The organism is Streptomyces sp. NPDC029159, from assembly GCF_055564055.1.
Genome location: NZ_JBVHWT010000016.1, coordinates 141,740 through 164,909, shown reverse-complemented (window position 1 = coordinate 164,909; position 23,170 = coordinate 141,740). Strand labels below are relative to the sequence as shown.

General features: G+C 72.5%; 24 protein-coding genes. 18 read left to right on the top strand and 6 right to left on the bottom strand.

Annotation, left to right across the window (positions count from 1 at the left end; genetic code table 11):
• Nucleotides 1-425 precede the first annotated feature (425 nt).
• The 14 genes from ACZ4U4_RS26680 to ACZ4U4_RS26615 all read left to right on the top strand — a co-directional run bounded on the left by ACZ4U4_RS26680 (nt 426) and on the right by ACZ4U4_RS26615 (nt 16,026).
• A complete protein-coding gene (locus ACZ4U4_RS26680; protein WP_467879160.1) occupies nt 426-1,646 on the top strand; it encodes a type III PLP-dependent enzyme domain-containing protein in 1,221 nt (406 codons plus the stop codon).
• Nucleotides 1,646-2,734 carry a hypothetical protein gene (locus ACZ4U4_RS26675; RefSeq protein WP_467879157.1) on the top strand — a complete coding sequence of 363 codons (1,089 nt, stop codon included), beginning with the start codon at nt 1,646-1,648 and terminating at the stop codon, nt 2,732-2,734. The genes ACZ4U4_RS26680 and ACZ4U4_RS26675 overlap by 1 nt, the downstream gene beginning before the upstream one ends.
• A complete protein-coding gene (locus tag ACZ4U4_RS26670; protein WP_467879155.1) occupies nt 2,731-3,561 on the top strand; it encodes a hypothetical protein in 831 nt (276 codons plus the stop codon). The genes ACZ4U4_RS26675 and ACZ4U4_RS26670 overlap by 4 nt, the downstream gene beginning before the upstream one ends.
• Nucleotides 3,562-3,614: 53 nt before the next feature.
• A complete protein-coding gene (locus ACZ4U4_RS26665) occupies nt 3,615-4,700 on the top strand; it encodes a Gfo/Idh/MocA family oxidoreductase (protein ID WP_467879153.1) in 1,086 nt (361 codons plus the stop codon).
• Nucleotides 4,701-4,784: 84 nt separating this feature from the next.
• Complete coding sequence (locus tag ACZ4U4_RS26660; protein ID WP_467879151.1) at nt 4,785-5,267, top strand: nucleoside 2-deoxyribosyltransferase; 483 nt, start codon at nt 4,785-4,787, stop codon at nt 5,265-5,267.
• A gap of 33 nt (nt 5,268-5,300) precedes the next feature.
• Nucleotides 5,301-7,424 carry an iron-containing redox enzyme family protein gene (locus ACZ4U4_RS26655; protein ID WP_467879148.1) on the top strand — a complete coding sequence of 708 codons (2,124 nt, stop codon included), beginning with the start codon at nt 5,301-5,303 and terminating at the stop codon, nt 7,422-7,424.
• A 7-nt stretch (nt 7,425-7,431) separates the two neighbouring features.
• Nucleotides 7,432-8,352, top strand: a complete 921-nt coding sequence (locus ACZ4U4_RS26650; RefSeq protein ID WP_467879146.1) for a phosphotransferase family protein — start codon at nt 7,432-7,434, stop codon at nt 8,350-8,352.
• 45 nt (nt 8,353-8,397) lie between these two features.
• Entirely contained in the window at nt 8,398-9,516 is a 1,119-nt protein-coding gene (gene menC, locus ACZ4U4_RS26645; RefSeq protein ID WP_467879144.1) for an o-succinylbenzoate synthase, read from the top strand.
• Complete coding sequence (locus ACZ4U4_RS26640; RefSeq protein ID WP_467879142.1) at nt 9,513-10,262, top strand: TenA family protein; 750 nt, start codon at nt 9,513-9,515, stop codon at nt 10,260-10,262. The genes menC and ACZ4U4_RS26640 overlap by 4 nt, the downstream gene beginning before the upstream one ends.
• A complete protein-coding gene (locus tag ACZ4U4_RS26635) occupies nt 10,259-11,221 on the top strand; it encodes a cupin-like domain-containing protein (RefSeq protein WP_467879140.1) in 963 nt (320 codons plus the stop codon). The genes ACZ4U4_RS26640 and ACZ4U4_RS26635 overlap by 4 nt, the downstream gene beginning before the upstream one ends.
• Nucleotides 11,221-12,657, top strand: a complete 1,437-nt coding sequence (gene hydA / locus ACZ4U4_RS26630) for a dihydropyrimidinase (protein ID WP_467879137.1) — start codon at nt 11,221-11,223, stop codon at nt 12,655-12,657. The genes ACZ4U4_RS26635 and hydA overlap by 1 nt, the downstream gene beginning before the upstream one ends.
• Nucleotides 12,654-13,799, top strand: coding sequence for a hypothetical protein (locus ACZ4U4_RS26625; RefSeq protein WP_467879134.1), 1,146 nt, complete (start codon nt 12,654-12,656; stop codon nt 13,797-13,799). Before hydA ends, ACZ4U4_RS26625 begins: the two co-directional genes overlap by 4 nt.
• Nucleotides 13,796-14,617 (top strand): HAD family hydrolase, encoded by an 822-nt coding sequence (locus ACZ4U4_RS26620; RefSeq protein ID WP_467879131.1) that lies wholly within the window; start codon nt 13,796-13,798, stop codon nt 14,615-14,617. The genes ACZ4U4_RS26625 and ACZ4U4_RS26620 overlap by 4 nt, the downstream gene beginning before the upstream one ends.
• Nucleotides 14,618-14,727: 110 nt before the next feature.
• A complete protein-coding gene (locus ACZ4U4_RS26615; protein WP_467879128.1) occupies nt 14,728-16,026 on the top strand; it encodes an MFS transporter in 1,299 nt (432 codons plus the stop codon).
• Between the two features lie 119 nt (nt 16,027-16,145).
• On the opposite strand, the gene ACZ4U4_RS26610 is transcribed toward ACZ4U4_RS26615, so the two are convergent.
• Both ACZ4U4_RS26610 and ACZ4U4_RS26605 read right to left on the bottom strand, forming a co-directional pair.
• On the bottom strand, nt 16,146-16,409 hold the full coding sequence (locus ACZ4U4_RS26610; protein WP_467879202.1) for a beta family protein: 264 nt from the start codon (nt 16,407-16,409) through the stop codon (nt 16,146-16,148).
• Entirely contained in the window at nt 16,373-17,083 is a 711-nt protein-coding gene (locus ACZ4U4_RS26605; RefSeq protein ID WP_467879126.1) for a beta family protein, read from the bottom strand. Before ACZ4U4_RS26605 ends, ACZ4U4_RS26610 begins: the two co-directional genes overlap by 37 nt.
• Nucleotides 17,084-17,390: 307 nt before the next feature.
• Between ACZ4U4_RS26605 and ACZ4U4_RS26600 the strand changes: the two genes are divergently transcribed.
• The 3 genes from ACZ4U4_RS26600 (at nt 17,391) to ACZ4U4_RS26590 (ending at nt 19,091) form a co-directional block, all read left to right on the top strand.
• A complete protein-coding gene (locus ACZ4U4_RS26600) occupies nt 17,391-18,263 on the top strand; it encodes a glycoside hydrolase family protein (RefSeq protein ID WP_467879124.1) in 873 nt (290 codons plus the stop codon).
• A gap of 45 nt (nt 18,264-18,308) precedes the next feature.
• A complete protein-coding gene (locus ACZ4U4_RS26595) occupies nt 18,309-18,728 on the top strand; it encodes a septal ring lytic transglycosylase RlpA family protein (protein WP_467879122.1) in 420 nt (139 codons plus the stop codon).
• A 165-nt stretch (nt 18,729-18,893) separates the two neighbouring features.
• Nucleotides 18,894-19,091: a hypothetical protein gene (locus tag ACZ4U4_RS26590; RefSeq protein WP_467879119.1), complete on the top strand. Its 198-nt coding sequence runs from the start codon at nt 18,894-18,896 to the stop codon at nt 19,089-19,091.
• Nucleotides 19,092-19,311: 220 nt separating this feature from the next.
• Here ACZ4U4_RS26590 and ACZ4U4_RS26585 read toward each other — a convergent pair whose 3' ends face one another.
• The 4 genes from ACZ4U4_RS26585 to ACZ4U4_RS26570 all read right to left on the bottom strand — a co-directional run bounded on the left by ACZ4U4_RS26585 (nt 19,312) and on the right by ACZ4U4_RS26570 (nt 22,367).
• Entirely contained in the window at nt 19,312-20,214 is a 903-nt protein-coding gene (locus tag ACZ4U4_RS26585; RefSeq protein WP_467879116.1) for a LysR family transcriptional regulator, read from the bottom strand.
• A 117-nt stretch (nt 20,215-20,331) separates the two neighbouring features.
• Entirely contained in the window at nt 20,332-20,622 is a 291-nt protein-coding gene (locus ACZ4U4_RS26580) for a hypothetical protein (protein WP_467879114.1), read from the bottom strand.
• Entirely contained in the window at nt 20,619-21,296 is a 678-nt protein-coding gene (locus ACZ4U4_RS26575; protein ID WP_467879111.1) for a GmrSD restriction endonuclease domain-containing protein, read from the bottom strand. Before ACZ4U4_RS26575 ends, ACZ4U4_RS26580 begins: the two co-directional genes overlap by 4 nt.
• 102 nt (nt 21,297-21,398) lie before the next feature.
• Nucleotides 21,399-22,367 carry a DUF4331 family protein gene (locus tag ACZ4U4_RS26570; RefSeq protein ID WP_467879108.1) on the bottom strand — a complete coding sequence of 323 codons (969 nt, stop codon included), beginning with the start codon at nt 22,365-22,367 and terminating at the stop codon, nt 21,399-21,401.
• A 516-nt stretch (nt 22,368-22,883) separates the two neighbouring features.
• Here ACZ4U4_RS26570 and ACZ4U4_RS26565 point away from each other — a divergent pair.
• On the top strand, nt 22,884-23,102 hold the full coding sequence (locus ACZ4U4_RS26565) for an EF-hand domain-containing protein (protein WP_467879105.1): 219 nt from the start codon (nt 22,884-22,886) through the stop codon (nt 23,100-23,102).
• The last annotated feature ends 68 nt before the right edge of the window (nt 23,103-23,170 follow it).

Below are 23,170 nucleotides of genomic sequence, written 5' to 3'. Positions count from 1 at the left end.
GCTCCGGTAGATTTTCCTCCGACGAGGAGCCGGGTTCATCGACTCGGCGGTGGCCGCCCCTTTCCGGGGGAACATGGCCATGCCTTCACCACCCCGGAAATTCTTTCCAGGGGTCTTTCCTTCACCTTCCCGAAGAGCGCCCGGCCCGCGAAGGAGTGTCCATCCTGTCTGCGAAAAACCCGCCCCCACACGACGGTTCTCCCCGCGGCTCCGGCCGAATCCGCGCCGCGGGCCCGGCCGTCCTGCCCATGTGACCGAACGGTATTGCGGCGCCCGCGGACGGGAGGCGCCGCCGCCTCGCCACACCGGTGCCGCGCCGCGGCCCCGGAGCCGTACCGCGCCACCACGACCGAACGGTTTCAGATGTGCGGACACCGGATTCCAGGAAACTCCGCAGGAGAATCACCTTGACGGGGAACACAAGAATGACCGACGCGATCGAGACGCCGGCCTATGTCTACGACCTGGCGGCCGTGCGGCACGCCCACGGACTCCTGCGGGATTCCCTGCCCGAATCGGCCGGGCTGTTTTACTCCCTCAAAGCCAATCCCCATCCCGCCGTGCTCCGGCAGTTGTCCGCGCTCGGCTGCCACGCGGAGGTCAGTTCCCCCGGTGAGCTGACCGCCGCCCTGGCGGCCGGATTCCGGGCCGGGGACATCCTTTACACCGGTCCGGGCAGGCGGGACGCCGATGTCGGCCTTGCGGTGGCGCACGGGGTGCGCCGCTTCTCGGTGGACTCCCCGCACGCGCTGGACCAGTTGAACCACGTGGGGCGGGCGCAGGGCGTCCCGCTCTCCGCCCTGCTCCGTATCAATCCGCCCGAGCCGCCGGCCGGGGTCGGACTGGCCATGACGGGCGGGCCGTCCCAGTTCGGCGCCGACCTCTCCTGGGTGCTGGCCGAACCCCAGCTCTTCCACGGCAGAGCGCATGTGGCGACCACCGGGATCCACCTCTACATGGGCAGCAACCAGCACGACGGGGCCAAGCTGCTCGCCACCTTCGCGTACGGCCTGGACATCGTGGCGCAGGTGGAGGAGCGGCTCGGCTTCCGCCTGGCCACGGTGGACCTCGGTGGCGGATTCGGCGCCCCCTACGCCGTCGAAGGCGAGCTGCCCCGCTTCCCCTCGCTCCGGGCGCAGCTCAACGCCCTGCTCGGGGAGCGCCTTTCCGGCAGTCCGGCCGACGGGCGCGCTGTGGTCTTCGAATCGGGCCGCTACCTCACCGCGCGGTGCGGCCGTCTGCTGACCCGGGTGCTCGATGTGAAGGTGTCCCAGGGACGCCGGGTGGTGGTCCTCGACGCGGGGGTGCACCATCTCGCCGGTATGGCGGGGCTGGGGAAAGAACCCTTCCTCGATCCCGCATTCCGGTTCCCCGGGGCGCCCGGCGGGCCCCGGTCCCCGGAGACGGGCGACGACCTCGTGAGCGGCCCGCTCTGCCATCCCCTCGACCTGTGGACCCGCACCGGCTCCCTGCCGGAGCTGCGCATCGGAGATCTCCTCACGGTGCCGAACGTGGGCGCGTACGGCCTCCATGCGTCCCTGACGGCGTTCCACTGCCACCCCATGCCGCTGGAAGTGGTGGTGGACGGCGCCCATGAGGTCGGCCGCAGCCGCGAGCTGACGGTCCGGGAACGGGAGGCTTCCTGATGCGCGGCGTCAGCCGGCACCACATCAGCCCGGATCCCACGGCGTCCGGGACGACGTTCATCGACGTCCCCGCGTCCGGCACGTTCACCGTGATCATGCGCGACGACACGGCGTACTGCGTGGGGAAGCTGTACGACGCGCTCGCCCGGCGGAATCCGCTCGCCCGGGAGACCCTGGTCCCCGCCCTGACGCAGAGCTATTTCGACTTCCGGGAGGAGCTGCAGGAGGCGCTGCCGCGGATGTCGCCGCACGCGGACCAGGTGGCCCTCCATCTGGTGGATTCCCGGCGGCTGGAGGAGGCCGTCCGCCACCGTGCCCGGTCCGACCGGCTCCTCAGCCTCGATCCGCTGATCCGGCAGGGCGCGCATCCGCTACGGGTGTCCCGTGGCTTTCTGCTCGGCGGCAGGACATCCGTGGGGGTGGTCACCGGTCCGCACCACCGTCCGCTCGGGGAGCAGCTGGCCGCGGTGGCCGCCACCGGCCACACCTACACGCTCGTCGACGACGACATCGTCACCGGCACCACGGTCTCCGCGGTGCTCCGTTCGCTCCAGGACTCGGGGGTACGGGTGCGCCGTGTCGTGCCCGGTGTCCGGGTGGCGGGGTGTGAGGACTCCTCCCTCCTGGGGGTTCCGGTCGAGCCGGTCCTCCAGTACCGGACCGCGGGCTCCGGTGGGCGGCGGGCCCTGGAGGTGGCCGACACCAGGAACTTCCTGCTGGGGGTGGCGGGGCTGGTGGTGCGGCTGCCCGACGGCGGATGGGCCCGCGCCCCCTACTGGCTGCCGTTCGTGCGTACCTCGGAGCGCTCGGGTATCTCGCCCGGGTGCGACCAGGACTTCACCATCCGCATGCTGGTCGCGAACATACGGTTCTTCCTCCGCATCGGCCAGTTGCTCGGCGGGCCCGTCCAGGTCGTGGATCTTCCTCCGGTGGTGCACCGGCTGCTGACGTCGCTGGGGATCGCCGATCTCCACGAAACGGTCGTCGCCGTGCTGGAGCGTCTGATGGGCTGGATGGACGACTGGGTGGCCCTCATGCACCGGTGGGAGACGGGCCGGCTGCCCGCGGCGACGGGATCGCTCGTATGAGGAGGGGCCCGGACCACCGGATCGACACGGTGCTGCTCGACGTGAACGGCACGCTGGTGCCCTCCGTTCCGCGCAGCGGCGCGGCCGCCCCCGAGACCTCCGGTGCGTTCCGTCACGCGGTACGGCAGTTGTACGCGGCCGGCGTCCGGGTCGGGCTGTGCTCGGACTCCCCCGTCGAGCAACTCCGGGATTTCGGACGGGCCATCGGACTCGGCCCCCCGCCCGCGTTCCCGGTTCTCGCGGAGAACGGGAACGTGGTGGCCGGGGACGGGATCCGCGTGCTGACCCCGTTCCCCGCCCGGGACATGGTCCGCGCGCAGGTGGCGGAGTGCGCGGGGCGTCACGGTCTGCGCCGTGGCGAGGAGGTGCGGGCGCCCGAGTTCGGCGGGGTGCCGCTCGCGCCGGGCGCATGGGGGCTGGGCGCGAACCGCCGTGCCTCGCTGAGCGTCTTCGGGCCCGCCGCGTTCATCGCCGCCGTGGAACGGCACCTCACCCGGTGGGCCGCGCGGAGGTCCGTGACGCTCGCCGTCGAGTTGAGCCCGGCGCGGACCTACGCGGGAATCCACCCGTACTCCCCGATACGGCTGGGGAAACGCCGGGCCCTGGCGGCTCTTGCCGCGGAGGGGATGAGGAACGTGCTGATGGTCGGCGATTCCCCTGCCGACTGGATTCCCGGCGTCCCGGGCGTCCGCAGTGCGTTCGTGGCGGCGTCCGGCCTCCCGGCCGAGGCCGCGGCGGACGCCTGGCACTGCTCGCGGCAGCCGGAAGTCGCCGGTGTCGTCGACATCCTCCGGAGAGTGGCCGCGGCGAAGCACGCGGTGAAGTGACCGGGCCGCCGCCCGGTCGGTACGGACTGACAGCTCATGGCGAAGGGAGAGACGTGCACCGGATCCGAGTCGGCGTCCTGGGGTGCGGCATGATCGCGCAGCTGATGCATCTGCCGTATCTGACCGCCTTGCGGGAGCGTTTCGACGTGACGGCGGTCTGCGACCGTTCCTTCGATCTGGCGGAGGCGGTGGCGCAGCGCTTCCATGTCCCCCGGGTGTACTCGTCGTTGCCGGAGATGCTGGACAGCTCGCCGGAGATCGACGCGGTCGCCGTCCTCACCGCGGATCATGTCGAGCCCGTCCTGCTCTCCCTGCGCCGTGGCAAACACGTCTTCACCGAGAAGCCCCTCGGCTACACCGTCGCGGAGACCGAAGAGGTGGCCGCCGCCGGCGACGCGGCGGGTGTCACCGTGATGGTGGGCTACATGAAGCGCTACGACAGCGGGGTGCGGCGCGGGCTCGCGGAGATCGCGCGGATGGCGCGCCCGCTGGCGGCGCGCCTGGAGATCGTCGTCGGCCCCGACTACGGGAACTGGATCATTCCCGAGCTGGCGCAGATCGTCCGCTCCCCGCATCCGCACCCCGGGGACGACACCCGCCGTGCACGGGTGCGGCAGGAGCTTCCGGACTCCCGCGCCGCCGCGCTGGAGACCTATATGGACATGTTCGGGGTGTGGAGCCACGACATCAATCTCCTCCGTGCCGCCTTCCCCGGCTCCCCCTCCTCGATCAAGGCACACGCGTCGGCGGACGGCACGCTGCTGACCGCCTCCCTCCGGTACGCCGACGGCCCGCAGTGCACCTTTCTCGGGGCCTCCACCGCGCTGCACCGTTTCGAGGAGAGCCTCACGGTGTGGGGCGAGGACCGCACGGTGCGGATCGACGTCTCCAACCCCTTTCTGCGCGACACCCCGTCGGCCGTCAGGATCTGGCGGGACGAGCCCGCCGCCGGGCCGGGGGCGGGCCGGGGCGGCGCGGTCGAGGAAACGCTCACGGGGGCGCACGACGAGGCGTTCCGGGCGCAGTGGGAGCACTTCCACGAGTGCGTCACCACCCGCCGCCGGCCGCTCACCGATGCCCGGGGCGCGGTGCTGGACACCCGCCTGATGCGCGACATCGTGCGCGCCACCGACCACTGAACTCTCTCCCGTCCCCTCGTGCGCGGGCGCCGCGCCCGCGCCGGGGCCACGCCAGCAGGTCACCGACAACGGAAGGCACCTCCCATGGCCACCAAGATCGAGACCGTCTTCGTCGCCGCGCCCTTCTGGGCCTACGTCGACAAGGAGACCGGCGAGTTCGACACCGAGGCGTTCGAGACGATCAACCGGATCCTGAAGCACTACGACAACCAGGGCTGCACCGTGCACAACGCGCACCGCCGGGAGAAGTGGGGCCAGGCGTTCATGGAGCCCGAGCAGTTCACCGTGCTGGACTACGAGCAGATCTGCGCCTCCGACGTGATCATCGCGGCACCCGGCAGCCCGGCGTCGCCCGGTACGCACATCGAGATCGGGTGGGCGTCGGCCGGCCGGGTGCCCATGGTGCTGCTCCTGGAGGCGGGCAAGGAGTACGCCGGACTCATCAAGGGGCTCGACGCGTTCGCCCCGGTGAAGACCGTCGAGTTCACGGGTCAGGTGGACCTCGATGTGCTCGACGCCGCGGTGGCGGAGGTCCTGGCGGCGGCCCCGCCCCGCCCGACCGCGTGACCGGCGTCCCCGCGACGTACTCCACGACCTGCCATGACCACGAACAGAGGACTGGCGATGGGACCACTGACCGGCCTGTACCGGGAACTGGGCGCGCTGGAGCCCGCGCCCGACGCGCTCCGGAGCGCGGAGCGTCTGCTCGACGGAGTGATCGAGACGGCACCGTTCCCGCTCGGCGCACTCGACGATCTGGAGCAGCAGCTCCACGACGCCGCACCGGAGTTCGGCGATCTGGACGCGGACGGGGTCCGGGTGGTCGCCGCCACCGCCGCCCGGCACCTGGCCGTCCTGGCCGACCGGGACGGCGTATGGCTGTCGGCGTTCGCCCGGGTACCGCTGTGCCATCTGCCCACCGGGGCGCGTCTGGCCGAGCTGAGCCATGCGTACCGGTTCGGCCCCGGACGGCAGGGGCTGCGGTCGCGGATGACCGGCGGGCTGCTGCGCACGCTGGGGAAGCCGAGCGGTGACGCGGGCAGCGGCGCCTACCTGGCGTCGCTGCGGCTGGAGGAGACGGCCTATCTGCTGCCCGCCCTCCTTCTGGCGCTCGCGCAGGCGCCCGGCCGCTACACGCCCGAGCTGCTGACCGCCGTCGAACCGACCCTGACCGGCGCGCTGTACGACGTCCCGGAGTGGATCGCGTCGTGCGTCACGGCGGTCGCGGAGGGCACCGAGGGCGTCGAGGTGGCGTGGCCGCCCGCGCAGCGGCCGGACGAGGTCGCCCCGGCCGTCGCCGCGGCGCTCGGGGAGTTCGCCGCGGAGGGCCTCGCCACGGACGGCGAGGAGCGGTTCGCGAGGTTCGCGCGGCTGCTCGGCGACGCCGCGCGGCTCTACCGGGCGGAGCTGACGCGGGCCTGTCTGAACGCGCTGCGGGCGCCGGAGCGGGCCATGCGGGATCTCGTGGCGCGCAAGACACCGTCGGCCCGCCGTGCGCACGGTACGGCCACGGTGGACGGCACCCTGCTCGACCACTATTTCGACCGGCCTCCGCAGGAGAGCGGCGACCTGCTGCGGGCCCTCGCCTCCTCGAAGTGGATCACGCCCGGGGAGCCGGACCGCAGCCCGTTCCTCACGGTGCTCACCCAGCGGCACGCCCCGATGGGCAAGATCTTCAGCGCCGAGGACCTCGCGCTCGTCCGGCGCTGGATCACCGGCCTGGCCGGGCCGGGCGACGGGCGGGTGATCGCCCCGCTCGCCGTGACCGTGCCCGGGCCCGGCGGGCACGTGGACGCGCCGGTCCCCGTCACGTTCGACGGCCCGCGGACGCGGGAGCTCTTCCACGACCTCGTCGCCGGGCACGACCGGGCCGGGGCCGTCCGCCGGGCCGCCGCCTTCGTCGACCACTGGCTGGACGCGGCGGAGCGGATGGAGAAACCGGCGTTCACCTGGGAGCTGCCCGAGCGGTACGACGCCGAGGAGTTCCCGGCGTGGATGCAGGCGACGTACGAGGCCATGGCGTCGGCGCCGGTCGCGCCGGTGACCGACGACGGCAAGGCCCACCACGACCGCAGCTTCCACGGCGCGGCGGACAACCTGGTCGACGGGGCGTGGCTCCAGGGGCTGACCCGCACCACCGTGATGTCGGACAGTGAACGACTGCTTTACGACATCTACTGGGACGAAATCGGCAACGGCAGACCGGGGCAGAGCCACGGCGTGCTCTACGAGGAGCTGCTCGCGGGGCTCGGCCACCGGCTGCCGAAGTTCTGGACGCGGGAGTTCGTCGAGGACGTCGACTTCCTCGACGAGGGCTTCTACGCGCCGGTGTTCCGGCTGGCCGTCGCGGAGTTCCCGCGGAGCAGGTTCCCGGAGATCGTCGGGGTGAACATGGTCTGCGAGTTCCACGGCCTGGGCTCCGCGGGCATCTCCAAGGCCGACGGCCTGACGGAACTGGGGTACGACACGAGCTTCACCCGCCTCCACATCGCCGACGACAACGTGGAGATGGGGCACTCGGCCAAGTCCCGGGACGCGGTGGTGTTCCTCATGGCGCAGGCGGCCCGGCTCGGCGTCGCCGACCTGGTCTGGGAGCGGATCAGGCGCGGCGCAACGGCCATGCGCATGGCCTACGTTGTACTGATGCAGGGGCGCCTCAAGATCGCCCCCACTCAGGTGCCGAACCGAGCGCCCAACCGTACCCCTCATGCTCACAGCAGGTGATTTCCGCATGTCCACCCACCCCTCCAGCATCATCAGCGCCGTCCTGGAACGGGAGTTCCCGCAGATCCGCGTCGCGTCGGTCCACCCCCTCGACAAGGGCTACACGAGCAAGCAGTGGGTGGCCGACACCGACCGGGGCCGGCTGCTGGTCAAGGTGCCGCAGCGCGAACGGGACCCCGAGCACCTGCGGCGCCTGATGGCCGCCGCGCAGGTGGCGGCCGAGCACGGCATCCCGGTGGTCCGCTACCGGCGGCTCGTCCCCCACGAGCCGGCCGTGGACGGCCCGCTGGTCATCCAGGAGTTCCAGGAGGGCGACGCCGCGGGGGACGTGTGGGAAGCCCTCGGCCCGGAGCGGCGGCGGACGCTCGTCCGCGACCTCGGCGACGTCGTCGGACGGCTGCACGCCATCAAGGGCCCGCACTACGGCGACGTGCTCGGCACCACCACCGCGCCGACGCTGCGGCAGGCGGTCGAGGCGGAGGTGGAGGCGCTGCTGCCGCAGGCCGACCTGACGCTGATCGGCGACGCCGACGCCCTGCGGACCGCCGTCGGCGCCGCCCTGGCGCGGCTGGACGACGCGGCGAACGTCCCGGCCCTCACCCACGGCGATCTGTGGCTGCCGAACGTCCTCGTCCGCGACGGGCGGATCAGTTGCGTCCTGGACTTCGAACACGCCCTGTACGCCGACCGGTTCCGCGACTTCGGCAAGCTCGACGAGCATCTCTTCGACGGCTTCGCGGACGGCCGGGAGGTCTTCCTGGAGGCGTACGCCGCGGCCTGTCCGCTGCCGGACGACCACCGCGAGCGCATCGACCTCGCCCATTTCCTGCACGCCCTCGCCATGCACGCCTACTTCCTGCGCTGGACCCCGCAGTGGGCCCCGCAGTACGCCGAGCAGGCCAAGGCGTGGCTGGCCCGTCAACCGTGAACCCGCCGCCGGGAGGACCTCCCGGACCGGACAGCGGAGGAGACCATGCAGATCGATTCCGCACGCGCATATCTGCTGCGCATGCCGTTACAGGTGCCCTGGAAGACGTCCTTCGGCGCGCAGCCGGACATCGACACCGTCCTCGTCCGGCTGCGCAGCGGGGGGAGCACCGGCTGGGGTGAGGCGGCGCCGGGCACCTGGCCGCTGTTCTGCGGGGAGTGGGGCGGTGCCACGTACCGGCTGGTGCGCGACCGCCTGCTCCCCCGCCTGGCCGGGGCCCGGGTCGACGAGGCCGGCGAACTGACCGGCCTCTTCGCGGAGATCCGGGAGAACACCTTCGCCAAGGCGGCCGTCGAGACGGCCTGGTGGGCGCTGCGCGGCGCCGTCGAGCAGCGCCCGCTCGCCGCGTACACCGGCGGCACCCGCACCGTGGTGCCGGCCGGTGCGGACTTCGACCTCCACGACGACACCGACGCGCTGCTCGCGAAGATCGCGGAGGTGGTCGGGTCCGGATGCCCGCGGATCAAGCTGAAGATGGGGCGGCGGACGCGGATCGAGCAGCTCCGCGAGGTGCGGCGGGCGTTCCCCGGGGCCACGCTGCACGTCGACTGCAACGCGACGTTCACCGGGGACGACCTCGACCATCTGGCGCGGTTGGACCCGCTCGGTCTGGCCATGATCGAACAGCCCCTGGCCAAGGACGACTTCCTCGGGCACGCGGCCCTCCAGCGCCGGGTGGCGACCCCGGTCTGCCTCGACGAGTCGATCACCTCGCGCCACCATCTGGAACTGGCGCTGGAGCTGGGCAGTTGCCGGTTCGTCAACGTCAAGCCGGGGCGGGTGGGCGGTCTGGCGCAGGCCGTGGCGATCGGCGAGCTGGCGGCGCGGGCCGGGATCGGCGCGGTCGTCGGCAACATGCTGGAGAGTCCGGTCGGCGCGCACCTCTGCCTCGCGCTCGCCTCGTGCGCATGGGCGACGTACCCGGCGGACCTCTTCCGCTCCGAGCGGTTCTTCCCCACACCCCTCACCGCACGCGATCTCGTCTCCCCGCCCGGCAGGGAGTGGGAGTTCACCGTGCCGACCACACCGGGAAATCCGGCGATTCCGTTCGACGACGTGCTGTCGCAATGGCTGGTTGCCGACAGCGGAGAGGTGACTTCGTGAGCGCCACCGACATCGACGCGCAGGATGCGACCCCCTTCACCGACCGGTGCCGTCAGGCGACGGCGGCCGGCTGGCGGGCATACGAGCAGCACCCCTGGCTGACCGATCTCGAACACGGGCGGATGACCGTCGAGCGGTTCCTGGCCTTCCAGGTGGACGACGCGCCGTTCATCCCCTACATCCACCGCACGCTGGCGCTGGGGCTGACGAAGTCCCCCAGCGGTTCGGCGTGGTCGCGGACGACGGCGAACCTGCTGTCGGAGTACTTCGTCACCGCGGAGACGGACTTCAAGCGTTCGCTGGTCGAGAGCCTGGGGCGGCACACGGTGCGCTTCGACGCGGGGGCGCTGACCCCGGCGCGGGAGGCGTACGCCAACCACATGCTCACCACCGGCCTCGCCGGGGACATCGGGGAGATCGCCGCCGCGCTCTACCCGTGCGCGATGTTCACCCGGGTCGTCGGACGCCGCTTCCAGGGCGTCGACATCCAGGGCCCGGCCGCCTTCGGCGACTGGGCGGGGTACTACGCGAACAAGGCGGGCAGTGCGATGGCCGAGGCCCACGCCGCCCTGATGAACGAGTGCGCGACCACCCCGGAGCGGCGGGAGAAGATGCTGTTCGCCTACGCGCGCAGCCTGCAGCACCAGATCCGGGTCTTCGACGCCGCGTACCACGGACATCCCGGCTGGCCCGCCTCGGGCTGGGCCGCGGCGGACGCCACCCTCGCCGACGGGGCCGCGGTATGAACGCCCGGGAGGCGACCCGGGTGACGGCGCTGCCGGTGCGCGGCGGACGCGACGGCCGTCCGCTGCTCGGCGAGAGGCCGCTGCTCGTCACGGACGTCGTGACCGGCTGGGCGTGCTACCGGGATTGGGATCTGGCGTCGCTCACCCGGCGGCTGGGGCACCTCGAGGTCGCGCCGTTCGTGACGGACCCGGCGGCGGGCAACACCGTCCTCAAGCAGGTCAACGCCACCAAGGCGATGTCCTTCGCGGACGCCGCCGCGCATCTCTTCGGCCGGCGGCGGGTCGTCGACGGCTCGCTCTACCTCCGCCTCGGCGCCGGGTCCGACGGATTCGAGGAGCTGGCGCGGGACTTCACCGTCCCCGACGTCGGTGCCGAGTACCGGCCGGAGGCGACCGGCGTGTGGTTCAGCCAGACGGGGAACGTCACGCCGGGGCACCACGACTGGTGGCACAGTTTCCTGATCCAGGTGCGGGGTGCCAAGCGCTACACCCTCGTCCACCCGCTCGACACCGTGAACCTCCAGGTGGCGTGGGAGGACCGTGAGCGCTACGACGTGGCGCCCGCGCCGGGCTTCGGCCTCGCGGCCCGCCCCGACTGGCCCGGTGAGGTGCGCTACGAGGGGGTGCTGTCCGCGGGCGAGATCCTCTACATCCCGCCGTTCTGGGTCCACGAGGTCGAGACGCTGACGGACGGCAACATCTCCCTCCCGATGCGCTTCGCGACGACGCAGTCGGTCGCCTCGGATCTGCACCAGCTCAGCCAGCACGGTCTGCTCCGCGACGTCACCAACCGTCCCACCCGGGACGTCGGGGCGATCACCGAGCTGCTGTGGCGCAACCGCCAGGAGTTCCTCGCCCGGGAGCGGGACTTCGTCCGCGCCCTCGCCACCGCCCGGGAGCTGGACCTCGACGCCGACCGGTGGGCGGACGGTCCGCGCCACGACGAAGGGGAGATGTGATGACGACACTGGCCATCCGCGGCGGCACCGTCCTGACCGCGTCCGGTACCCACGCCGTGGACCTGGTGGTCCGTGACGGCCGTATCGACGCCTGGCGCGCGCCGGGCACGGCGGACGACGCCGACACCGTCATCGACGCCACCGGTCTGCACGTCGCCCCCGGCTTCGTCGATGTGCACACCCATCTGGAGACCGTGGTCGCGGGGGTGTCGACGGCGGACGATTTCGCCTCCGGCACCCGGGCGGCGGCGTTCGGCGGCACCACCACCGTGGTCGATTTCGTCCGGCAGGGCCCGGGCGAGGATCTGCTCGAACGGCTCGGCGACGCGGGCGCGCGGGCCCGGGGGCGCTGCGCGATCGACTACGGGTTCCACCAGATCGTCGGCGACGTCCACGAGGGGTCGCTCGCGCAGCTGCCGCAGCTCGTGGCGGCCGGTGTACCGAGCATCAAGCTCTTCATGGCGTTCCCCGGCGACCTCTACAGCGACGACAGCCAACTGCTGGGCGCGATGGAGCGCGCCGCGGAGCTGGGCGTCACCGTGATGGTCCACGCCGAGAACGGCCTGGCCATGGAGTATCTGCGCACACGGGCCCGGGAACGCGGCGACGTGTCCCTGCCGTGGCACGCGAGGACCGCGACACCGGCCATCGAGGCCGAGGCGACCCGCCGTGCCATCTTCCTCGCCGAACTGGCCGGGATGCCGACGCTCTACTTCGTCCATGTCTCCTCCGCCGAGGCGCTGGCGGCGATCGCCGACGCCCGCCGGCGCGGCCTCCCGGTCTTCGCCGAGACCTGCCCGCACTACCTGTATCTGGACGTCGCGGAGCTGGACCGGCCGTGGGAGGAGGGCGCCGACTACGTGTGCGCGCCACCGCTGCGGACCCGGGAGCACCGCGACCGCCTGTGGTGGGCACTGTCCGCGGGCGACCTGTCGGTCGTCTCGTCCGACCACTGTCCGTTCTGCCGGTCGACGCTGTTCCCGCCCGGGCAGCGCGACTTCACCAAGCTGCCCGGCGGCATCGCGGGGATCGAGTACCGCGTGCCCCTGCTGTACGACGCCGCACTCCGGGGAAAGATCCCGTTGTCCCGGTTCGCCGACGTCACCTCGGCGTCTCCCGCACGCCTCTTCGGCCTGCACCCCGACAAGGGGTCGCTGGCGCCCGGCGCGCACGCCGACATCACCCTTCTCGACCCCCGGGGTGCGACGCTCACCGGCGCCTCGGACCATCACATGCGCGTCGACCACTCGGCGTTCGAGGGCCTGCGGCTGCGCGGGAGCGTGCACACCGTTCTGCTGCGGGGGCGGACGCTGGTCCACCAGGGCCGGTGGACCGGGCCGGAGGACGACGGCCGGTTCCTGCCCCGGCGGCCGGGCACCGACCTGTACGACCGGCGTGCGCTGCCGGACGGGGACGAGGGCGTGGTGGCCGGATGAGCCTCGTCGTCGCACTGCCCCCGGGCCCGGAGGGCCGCCCGAAGAGCCTCCGGCGGATGTTCGAGGAGCGGGGCCGCACGGTCGCGGTCGACACCGGTCTGTCCGCCGCCGAGGGCTCCGGACAGACCGAGGCGGCCCTCACCGGTCTGCTCCGGACACTGCGGGACCACGACACCGTGGTGGTCCCGCTCGACGCCCCGCAGCGCTGGTCGCAGGTGCTGAACCGGCTGCTGGGCGCCGACTTCCGGCTCCTGGCGGACGCCGACACGGCGGACGGCCCCCTCCTGTGGAGCCTGGCCGACTACGTGCTCCCCGCGGAGGGGGACGGCGACGGGGCGGGCCTGGAGCGGGCGGTGACGGCCCTGACCGGCGGGCCGGAGCGGCGGCCGAACCGGTACGAGCACGCGATGTTCCTCGCCGGGGGCCAGGCGAGCCGATCCGCGGGGCTGCGCGGCGGCGTCGGCTGCGCCCTCCTCGACCGGGTGGGCGACGTCATCGCGCTGGGCACCAACGAGGTGCCGCGCGCGGGCGGCGGCCAGTACTGGGCGGACTCCCCCGACGACGCCCGCGACCTGCCGGGCGGCGCCGATCCGGCGCACACGGCGAAGGTCGCGCTGGTCCAGGAGGTGCTGCGGTTCGCCGCTGAGGGCCGCGGCGGCACGCCCGGCGACCTGCGGGCGCTGGCCGGGCGCTTCGTCGACGAACTCGACAGCGGGCCCGGCCACCACGGCGCCGTGCAGGCGCTGGAGAGCCTGGGCCGGGTGGTCCACGCCGAACTGGCCGCACTGGCGTCGGCCGCCCGGCACGGCGCCGCCGTCGTGGGCGCGGAGGCGGTGGTCACCCGCCCGCCGTGCCGTCAGTGCCTGCGCCAGCTCATCGTCAGCGGCGTGGCGGCGGTCCGCTTCCTCGGGCCCGCCGGCGCCGCCCACCAGCCGTTCCACGCGGACGCCCTCAGCCGCGACGGCTCCGCGGCGGACAAGGTGTCTTTCGCTCCGTTCAGCGGGGTCACCCCGCGCGGCTACGGCAAGATGTTCGGGCACTCCGGCGGCGGGCCGTCGGCGGCGTCGGTGCTCGCGCGGGCCGCGGACGGCGGCGACGCGCACGCCGCCGCGCTCCTGCAGGCGTTCCTGGGGGCGGTGTGAAGGGCCGGCCGCGCCTGGTGGCGCTCGACATCGACGGCACGCTCCCTTCCTGGACGGAGGTCGAGGAGGAGCGGCCCGAACCGCCCGGCAGCCGGATCCGCGCGGCGCTGCACGCCGTGGCGGACGCCGGTGCCCGCATCGTCCTGTGCTCGGGCCGCTCGCCGCTGGGGATGACGCGCGTCGCCGACCGGCTCGGTCTGCACGGGCGGGACGGCGAACGGATGTGGCTGGTGGCGTCCAGCGGGACGGTGCTGTGCCGCTACGCGCCGCTGGAGGTCGTCCACCGGGAGACGTTCGACGCGGGCCCGGCCGTCCGGGAGTTCCTCGGCCGGTGGCCCTCGGCGCTGGTCGCGGTGGAACGCCCGGGCGGCGGCTACCGCGTCACCGCGCCGTTCCCCGCGGGCGAGCTGCCGGGCGAGATGGTGCCCGCCGGGCTGGACGACCTCCTCGCCCGGCCGGTCGGCCGGGTGATCGTCCGGGATCCGGCGGCGGCTCCCGAGGAGTTCGCGCGGCTGGCGGCCACCCTCGACCTGCCAGGCGCGGACCATGTCATCGGCTGGTCGGCGTGGCTGGACCTCACGCCCGTCGGTGTCTCCAAGGCGTCCGCGCTGCGTCATGTCTGCGCCGCGCTCGGCCTGACGGAGGCGGATGTGCTCGCCATCGGTGACGGGCACAACGACATCGAGATGCTGCGCCTGGCCGGACACGGGGTCGCGGTGGCGCAGGCGCCTCCGGAGGTCCTGGACGCCGCGGACGCGGTCACGGAAGCGGCCGAGGACGACGGGGTGGCCCGCGAACTGGAGCGGTGGTTCGGCTGACCGGCGCGACCGGGCCGCCGGGCGACCCCACCGGCCTGCGGGCCGGACGCGAACGAGGAGATCCATCCCCGCCGGTCCCGGTGCCGGCGGGCGGGAAGGGTGGTGCGCAGGTGGCAGGGGAAGCGACGGGAGCGGGGCGGAACGGCCCGAGGAAGTGGCCGCTGCTGGTGGCGGTGGGGATCGATTCCCTGGGCACGGGCCTGTACCTGCCCCTGTCCCTGCTGTACTTCCTCCGCGTCACCGATCTGGATCTGGGGACGATCGGGGTGCTCGTGAGCGTGGCCAGCGCGGCGGCGCTGCCGGTGCCGCTGGCCGTGGGGCGGGTGGTCGACCGGTTCGGGCCACGGCTGGTGGTCGCCTGCGGGCAGGCGCTCCAGGGGCTCGGCTTCCTGCTCTACCTGACGGTGTCGGGGACGAGTTCCCTGGTGATCGCGGTCTTCGTGATGAAGGCCGGCACCCGGGTCTACTGGTCGTCGGTCTTCACCCTCGTCGCCGACCAGGCGGACGCCGAGGGGGCGGACGCCAAGGAGTCGTGGTTCGCCCGGACCGGCATGCTCCGGGAGACCGGTGCCGGGGGCGGGGCGTTGCTCGCGGGTCTGCTTCTCGCCGTCGACTCCTCGCGGGCCTACGACGGACTGATCCTCGGCAGCGCGCTGGCGTTCCTGGTGGCCGCGGTGGTGGTCGCCCTCATGGTGCCGTCCGCCTCGCACGTCCGCACCGCACAGGCGCCGTCGCCCCAGGGCCGTTCCGGCCTCCCGGCGCTGCTGCGCGACCGCCCCTATCTGGTGCTGATCGCCACCTGCACCCTCTTCTCCCTGTGCAGCAACTTCCTGGCGCTGTCGCTGCCGACGTACATCGTCAAGGGCCTGTCCGGGCCGGGCTGGGCCCCCGGTCCGCTGCTGGCTCTCAACACGCTGCTGCTGGCCACGTGTACCGCCGCGGTCAGCCGGTTCGTCCGCCGCCGCTGTTCCCGGGCGCGCGCCATGGCGTGGGCGGGGGGACTGTGGGTGGTGTGGTGTGCCGCGTCCGCGGCTGCCGCCCTGGTGCCGTCGGCGGCGCTGGTGCCGTTCCTGGTACCGGTGGTGGTGTGTTTCTCCCTCGCGGAGATGGTGTACGGGCCCGCGTCCAACGCGCTCGCGGCGGCCTCGGCACCGGTCGGCTCGCGGGGCACCTACCTCGCGGCGTTCCAGTACTCCTTCGCCGCCGCGAGCGTCATCTCCCCCAGTCTGTTCGGCCTCCTCTTCAGCCGGAACCACCAGCTCCCCTGGCTCGCCATCGGACTCCTCGCCGCACTGGGCGCACTCTTGATGCTCCGCCTGGAGCACCGGCTGCCCCGGGATCGCCACACGCCGGACCGTACGGCCGCCATGCAGGACGCGGCCGCGGAGCACGCGGACGGGAAGCCCTGACGCGTCCGGGACGTGGCCGTCGTACCGCTCGTGCCCGGCGACGGCCGGACCGGTGACGCGGGCGGCCCGGGTGCCGGCAGGGCGGATCCTGGCGGGGCCCGGGCCCGTGCGGTGACCGGTCAGGCCGCCCGCAGGCTCCGGACGACGTACGTCATGTGCTGGACGTTGCCCGCCTGGAGCCAGCTCGCGGCGTTCCCGGTGCCTTGCGGGCCCTGGCCCTCCGCGCAGTCGCGCAGCCAGGTCTCGCCCGCGCCGGCCGTCGCGCCGCGGAAGTCCGGTAGCGCGCGCATCTCCCGGGCGGCGGCCCGGATGACGGCGGCCCTGTCGTCGCCCCGGGTCGGCACCTTCATGAGGACGAACGACTCGTCGGTGGTGTACCGCAGTACGCCCCAGGGCGGTCCGCCGCTGCCGGAGGAGGGCCCCGGGCGATGCCATGGGTGGAGTCGATGCCGTAGTCACCGTAGGCGAGCATGGGAAGGAACTCGCGTGCGCTGCCGGTCAGTTCACGCCAGGCGAGCCAATCCCAGCGGGGCTCCACGGCCGTGCCACATTCCACGAGCTCGGCGGTGACGCCGGGAAAGCCGCCGCCCAGGACGGCGGCCGTCCGCCAAGGTGTCAGCGGTATCAGGGCGTCGAGTGCCCGCAACGCCTCCTTCGCCGCATCGGGCCGGCCGGCACGGACGGCACCCAGGTCGAGCAGGAGGTCCGCCTCGACAGCGGGATCGATGCGGGCGATGAGACCGCGGACGCCATGGCTGACGGCGTCGTCCCAATCGCCGGGCACCCTGACACGCAGGGCGAGCCCGTCCCCCGCGTCCCGCGCGTTCTCCAGCGTCGCGGCCTGGTGCCGCGCAGGACGGTCGGGCCCGGTGACCGGACGCAACGGGCTCACCTCCGCGAGGCCGGACAACACCTCTGCGAGTACCGACAGCTGCGCCTCGTCGGCGAACGGGGCGTCGACCCAGGCCGGATGGTGGCGCTGCGCCTTGCTCACGTCGCGTACGTCCTTCCGTACGCCGGCGGTGAGCGCATCCGGGTGGAGGCCCGTACGCGTCATCGGTCGCCGCCCCGCCGTCTCCCCCCTGGCCGGAAACGGGTCGCGCCCTGGTGCAGACCATTGACAGGCACGGAGGGCGACGGCTGTCATATGGGCCCGTCGGGCGCCACATCCGCCAGCCCCCAGCCCTCCACCGTCCAAGTACCGCCACGCGCGCCCGGGATGCCCTCGCGGCCAGGGCCGCGGCAGGCCCGACTCGTACCGCGGGCAAGAAGATCTGGATCGGCAGCGCCGCCCACGCCGACGGTTCCGAGAACTTCGGGTCGTTCGCATTCCACCGCGGCGCCTGAACGGACGGGAGCGCACCATGCGCAGAAGAAGCATCCTCACCGCCGCGCTGGCGGCCCCGCTCGCGCTCTCGGCCGCCGGCCGCGCCACGGCGGTCCCGGCCCCGAGCGGCGTCCCGGTGACGGCCACGGACCGGACCACGGCTCCGGGCGCCGCCGACGTGAAGAAGAAGGGCGTGAGCGCCTGGAAGTTCGACGGCGACGCCCAGGCCCTCGCCGATTCCGGGGCCGGCTGGTTCTCCACCTGGTCCTCGGGCCGAGGCGGGATCGCCGCGCCCGACGGCGTCGAGTTCGTCCCGATGATCTGGGGGCCGGGCTCGGTGACCGACGACGAGCTGAACCAGGCCAAGCAGCAGGGCACCACGCTGCTCGGCTTCAACGAACCCGACCATCCGGGACAGGCCACCATGCCCGTACAGCAGGCGCTCGACCTGTGGCCCCGGCTGCAGTCGACGGGCCTGCGGCTCGGCGCGCCTGCGGTGGCCTCCGGCGCGGACACCGCCGGTGGCTGGCTCGACCAGTTCCTCCAGGGCGCCGCCGGCCGTGGCCTCGAGGTCGATTTCCTGCCCGTCCACTGGTACGGCGCCGACTTCGACGCCGCCCACGCCACCGGCCAGTTGCGCGGCTATCTCCAGGCCACCTACGACCGCCACCACAAGCCGCTCTGGCTCACCGAGTACGCCCTGATCGACTTCTCGTCCGGCACCCCGCGGTACCCGACGCAGCAGGAGCAGGCGGCGTTCGTACAGCAGTCGACGGCCATGCTCCAGGGCCTGCCGTTCGTCGAGCGGTACGCCTGGTTCACCCTCTCCACCAGCCGCGGCGACGGCACCGGACTGTACGACGGCACGACCGCCACGCAGGTGGGCGCCGCCTACCGCGCGGCGGGCTGAACGCACATCTGCCAGGCATTTCCGCTCCGGAGAAAGGCAGCAGCAATGGTCCGCGCACTCCCCTTCGCCCGCCTGGCCGTCGGCGTCACCGCGCTCGCCGCGGTGGTCGTCGCGGCGCCGCCCAGCTCCGCCGCGCCGCGCGCCGGCACCTGCTGGGCGACGCACTACGGCCCCATACCGTCCGGTTCCTACACCGCCAGCGGCGAAATCTTCGACAACAACGCCGACACCGCGGCGACCTCCCTCTCCCGCGACCCGCAACTTCCCTTCAACACCCGTGTGAAGGTCACCAACACGGCGAACGGCGCCTCCCTCGTCGTCCGCATCAACGACCGCGGCACCTTCGCCCAGACCCCGCAGGAACCCAAGTGCCTCGACCTCACCGACGGCGCCTTCCAGCGCCTCGGCGGCGTCATCGACCCCGACCAGGGCCACATCGAGGTGACGGAAGAAGTGCTGCCGTAGGGGCCGCACCAGCGACACCGGCGCGGCCAGGAAGGGACGGCCGCGCCGGAAGCCTGCCGGCCCGGCGGTCCGTGCCCGCCCGCAGCCGACGCCCCGTACACTCCTGGTTTCCGCGGATCTTCGTGGACAAGCAATTGCAAGCGCAATACCAGATGTGAGGAACACGTGAGCGGCAACACACCGATCTACGAGGACCTGATCAAGGAGCTCGGAGATGTTCCGGGGGATGTGAAGGCCACTGCAGAGGGGACGCTGACGGAGCTCCAGCGCGACTTCGGCTTCAACCCTGTGCTTGCGGTCGGGAAGACGGCGCAGCCCGAGGGGTTCGCGCGCGGGCGCTTCCCCCGGGCCTTGCCCGCATGAGGGCTCAGGTGTGTGGCGGCTCTTTCGCGAGCAGCGCGCGATCGGCCTGAGCGTCGAGGTGCTGCGGGTCCGCCCGGCTGAACGCCGGGCGGACCGAGTCCCCACCGGACGACCGTCCCGGCCCGGCTGTTCGCTCTGACCACGGCGCGCGTGGGGTGATCCGGGCCGCCTGCTCCGATGCCGATGCCGAGTTCCGCGCGGTGTTCCGTGCTCCTGCGGGTCAGTCCCGCGGTGGCGGTACGTCGTGGGCGCCGGGGCGCAGAACGGCTCGTGCCAGGTTGCGTATCAGGGTGATCTCGGGGTGGTCGTGGTTCTGGGCGAACCACGTCAGTGCCATCGTGCACGGCGGCAGGTCGACGACGTCCCGGTAGCAGATACCGGGGCGCGGATAGAAGGTGCGGACGGACGCGGGCAGGAAGCCGATGACCGTTCCGAGGGCGACCTGCGCCAACACCTCCTCCACGTCGACCGCCAGCGGGCCGAAGGAGAGGGGGGTGCCGTCCGGGCGCGGATTAATGGCCCAGAAGTCCCGCCACACGCGCGGAGAGGCGTCCGGCATCGTCACCATGGAGCGCGTGGAGAGGTCGTCCAGGACGATGCGCTCCTTGTCGGCCAGGGGATCACCGGCCGGGAGGCAGACGACCCGGGGTTCTTCGACAAGATGCTGGACGCGTATACCGGGCGGAGCGGGTGGACGCAGGAAGGCCACGTCCACCTCGCCGCTGACCAGCGCCTCGTACTGGTTGGCGAAGTTGAGGCTGCGCATCTCGATGGTCAGGGCCGGATGGCGGGAGCGCAGCCCGTCGATGATGGCCCGGGTCTGCGGCATCGCGGGCTCCGCGGTGAGGGTTCCGATGACGACCCTTCCCTCGACCTCGCGCGCGCGGACCCGCGCGGTGCGGTGGAGCCCGTCCATGGCCGCCATCACCGCGCGGGCTTCGGGAAGGAGCGCCTCTCCGGACGGTGTGAGCGTCACCGTGCGCGTCGTACGGCTGAGCAACTGCAGGCCGATCCGCTGTTCCAGGGCCCGTATCTGCTGGCTGAGGGCCGACTGCGTCATGAAAAGCCGGGCCGCCGCGCGCCGGAAATGCAGCTCCTCCGCGAGCGTCACGAACAACCGCAACTGATGGACACTGGGTTCCGATCGACCACACCGATCGTTTCCCACAGGCCAACACCCCCTGAGTTACCGCCTGGTGGGCGCCTGCTGCCACGCTCCTCGTCAGTGTTCCACACCCTGTCACAGCTGTCCTGCGCGTCCCACCACCGGACCACCGGCTCGGACGGCCTCGGTGATGGCGTCCAGTACGGCGGCCACCCCGCCTTCGGGCAGGGGCACCGGGCTGCCCTCCAGTTCGTACCACTCGTCGGCGCCGGTGTACTGGATGCTGACGGCGGCGGTGCCGTTGCCGGTGTCCGTGGCCGTGACCGTGAGGTCGCCGGTGATGACCCCGACCTCCACGGTCATGGCGCCGCCGGGACCTGCGGTGACCTCAGCGGTCACCGCAGGCTGCCGAGGGGTGCGCGTCATGCGCAGGTGTCCAGCATCTCGCCCAGCTTGGCCTTCTCCGGTTCGGTGATGTTGAGGTGGTAGACGTGCTTGACGTCCACCCAGGCCCGGGCGTAGGTGCACCAGTAGGCGTGCCGCGGCGGTGCCCACCGATCGGGGCTCTGGTCGCCCTTCTGCCGGTTGCTGGCGGCGGAGACCGCGATCAGTTGCGAGTGGACGAGGTCGTTGGCGAAAGCCTTGCGACCGGGGGTGGTCCATTCGTCGGCGCCGGAGCGCCATGCGTTGGCGAGCGGGACGATGTGGTCGATGTCGAGCTGACCCGAGACCGTGAACTCCTTGGCGTCGTACTCGCTGAGCCATGTCCCCGAGGTCGCACGGCACTTCTCGTCCTGCTTGACGTCCTCGCCGTCGCGGGCGAGGACGACTTCCCGGGTGTCGCACTCCCCGTGCTGCTTGATCCAGTGCGGGAACTTCGACCGGCTGTAGCCGTTCATCGAATGCGGCGTGTCCACGTGCAGCCCGGCCAGCTCCGCACGGGCCACGTCGGCGGACGGCGGTTCCGGAAGCGTGAACGCGAGGCTGTGGGGAGCCGCGGCGGGCAGCGAGGCGGCGGTTCCGGTGGATGCCGGAACCAGAAGCGCGGTGGCGGCGACCGCCACGGTGGCGGCGGTGCGCCACCAGGATTTCTTGGCCATGCGGAGTTCATGGCCACCAGAAATATCCGGTATGCGAGATGTCACCCGAACGAGAAATCCGGCCACAATTGCGGAGAGTTGGAGCGCACCCGGCGGGTCCGGTCAGCCGGCCGGTGGGGCGGGGTGCGGGTGGCCCAGGTAGGGGAAGTCGGGGAGCAGGTCGGTGTGCGGGCCGATGTGGTCAGTGGTGATCTTGCCGCCGGAGACCATCGCGAGCCGTGCGGAGGTCACATCGTCGGTGAGGGTGCGGCCGTTGGGGTAGGCGGCAGGCTTCGAGCGGTCGTAGCGCAGGATGTCGGGCAGGACGGTGCGCAGCGTCTCCTCGGCCGCCTGCGGCTCGTATCCACCGGTGTGTTGCAGGACCGCGGTCCAGGGCTCGCGGTAGGTGTCCCAGTCGTCGGCGGGCTCACCCGCGTTGTACGCGTCCTTCACCTCCTCGGCGTTGAAATAGGCCGTGAGGGAGGGGTGCGCACCGCGATCGACCGAGGTGAGCTGTCCGTTCCGGCGGAGGCTCACGCGTCCCCACACGCCGATGACCGGGTCCGGGCCCAGCTCGGCGTGGGGCATCTCCAGTGCGATGCCGAAGACGTTCTTGTCCACGCCCCAGTCCTTGCCGGTCCACTGGAAGTCCTTGACGATGCCGTCGAGGTCGGCGAAGAAGGGGTCGCTGCGCAGCCCGGCGGAGAACAGATACGGGCCGGAGGCGACGATCGCCGGCTCGGCGCCGAAGGAGACGGGCTCGTCGGCGACGATCCGCAGGCCACCGATGTCGTGTTGCCGGGCCTGAGCGCCTTCGGCGCGGTGGACGGTGGCGGTCTGCCGTCCGTTCTCCGGCTGCGAGAAGACGAAGCTGAACGCGATGTCGGCCTGGTGGTCGCCGTCGGTGTCGACGTTGATGCGGTAGACCGCGTCCGGGTGGAACGCGGCGCCGCCGGTGGGCGCGACCGGGTTCACATTCATGATCAGGACGGTGCGGTCGCCGGGCACGGCGAAGGCGAACAGGTCGGTCATGTCCAGCCGGGCGTCGTCCATCGGGGAGCGCAGGTTCGGACCACTGAGGTGATGGGACATGGCGTCAGCATGTCCGGGACCGGCGCCGACCGGCCGCAGGCGATGCCACGCCCCCGGTCGATTCACCTGATCGCCGGGAGAGGTCGCGGACCACGGGAGTCAAGCGGTCGGCGTGGAGGCGCCCGGCCGACGCGAGCCACATCGACTGGTACTTTTCGCCCGGACGCCGGTGAGGTCGCTCTGCCGATGCGGGATGCCGTCGCGGAGGACCAACGGCGTACGCAAGAACCCGCGCCGGCTCACTCCGTCCACGCTCATCCGCAGCCGCTCTCCGCTCGTGGCCGCCCGGACGCACTCAGCGTTCACCGCGGCGGCACCGGCGAAACAGCCGGTGCGTTCCCGAGGCGCATACGGAGGACGTGGCCGCGCTGCCGGAAAGAGCGCGGGCTCATCCTCCCCGGCCTCGGGTGGAGTCCGCCGCCCTGCCCGCAGCGGCCGGGGGGGTGGGCGCCCCCGGGGTGCGTCCGGCCGGCGGATAGCCTGGCCGTCGGCAAAGATCACAGAAAGGCGGAGCACATGGCAGACATCGTGGAGACGGCGGCGCGGAAGGTCTTCGAGCGGTACGACATCGACGGGGACGGCCAGGTCACCGCGGAGGAATACCGCAAGGTCGTCGCGGAGTTGGAGGGCTCGGAGATCACCGAGTCGCAGGCGCAGGAGCTGATCGACTCCCTCGACACCGACGGCGACCGCAAGATGTCCTTCGAGGAGTTCTGGGCAGCCATGAATGGCTGACGCACCCGGGTCCGGTACGTGAACGTGCCGGACCCGGTTCGCCGTTCCGCCGAACCGGCGCGGTCGGC

Excerpts from the sequence above, each read along its gene's own strand:
- ACZ4U4_RS26680 (WP_467879160.1), top strand. The coding sequence starts at position 426 with ATGACCGACGCGATCGAGACGCCGGCCTATGTCTACGACCTGGCGGCC.
- ACZ4U4_RS26675 (WP_467879157.1), top strand. The coding sequence starts at position 1,646 with ATGCGCGGCGTCAGCCGGCACCACATCAGCCCGGATCCCACGGCGTCC.
- ACZ4U4_RS26670 (WP_467879155.1), top strand. The coding sequence starts at position 2,731 with ATGAGGAGGGGCCCGGACCACCGGATCGACACGGTGCTGCTCGACGTG.
- ACZ4U4_RS26660 (WP_467879151.1), top strand. The coding sequence starts at position 4,785 with ATGGCCACCAAGATCGAGACCGTCTTCGTCGCCGCGCCCTTCTGGGCC.
- ACZ4U4_RS26655 (WP_467879148.1), top strand. The coding sequence starts at position 5,301 with ATGACCACGAACAGAGGACTGGCGATGGGACCACTGACCGGCCTGTAC.
- ACZ4U4_RS26650 (WP_467879146.1), top strand. The coding sequence starts at position 7,432 with ATGTCCACCCACCCCTCCAGCATCATCAGCGCCGTCCTGGAACGGGAG.
- menC (WP_467879144.1), top strand. The coding sequence starts at position 8,398 with ATGCAGATCGATTCCGCACGCGCATATCTGCTGCGCATGCCGTTACAG.
- ACZ4U4_RS26635 (WP_467879140.1), top strand. The coding sequence starts at position 10,259 with ATGAACGCCCGGGAGGCGACCCGGGTGACGGCGCTGCCGGTGCGCGGC.
- hydA (WP_467879137.1), top strand. The coding sequence starts at position 11,221 with ATGACGACACTGGCCATCCGCGGCGGCACCGTCCTGACCGCGTCCGGT.
- ACZ4U4_RS26625 (WP_467879134.1), top strand. The coding sequence starts at position 12,654 with ATGAGCCTCGTCGTCGCACTGCCCCCGGGCCCGGAGGGCCGCCCGAAG.
- ACZ4U4_RS26605 (WP_467879126.1), bottom strand. The coding sequence starts at position 17,083 with ATGACGCGTACGGGCCTCCACCCGGATGCGCTCACCGCCGGCGTACGG.
- ACZ4U4_RS26600 (WP_467879124.1), top strand. The coding sequence starts at position 17,391 with ATGCGCAGAAGAAGCATCCTCACCGCCGCGCTGGCGGCCCCGCTCGCG.
- ACZ4U4_RS26595 (WP_467879122.1), top strand. The coding sequence starts at position 18,309 with ATGGTCCGCGCACTCCCCTTCGCCCGCCTGGCCGTCGGCGTCACCGCG.
- ACZ4U4_RS26580 (WP_467879114.1), bottom strand. The coding sequence starts at position 20,622 with ATGACGCGCACCCCTCGGCAGCCTGCGGTGACCGCTGAGGTCACCGCA.
- ACZ4U4_RS26575 (WP_467879111.1), bottom strand. The coding sequence starts at position 21,296 with ATGGCCAAGAAATCCTGGTGGCGCACCGCCGCCACCGTGGCGGTCGCC.
- ACZ4U4_RS26570 (WP_467879108.1), bottom strand. The coding sequence starts at position 22,367 with ATGTCCCATCACCTCAGTGGTCCGAACCTGCGCTCCCCGATGGACGAC.
- ACZ4U4_RS26565 (WP_467879105.1), top strand. The coding sequence starts at position 22,884 with ATGGCAGACATCGTGGAGACGGCGGCGCGGAAGGTCTTCGAGCGGTAC.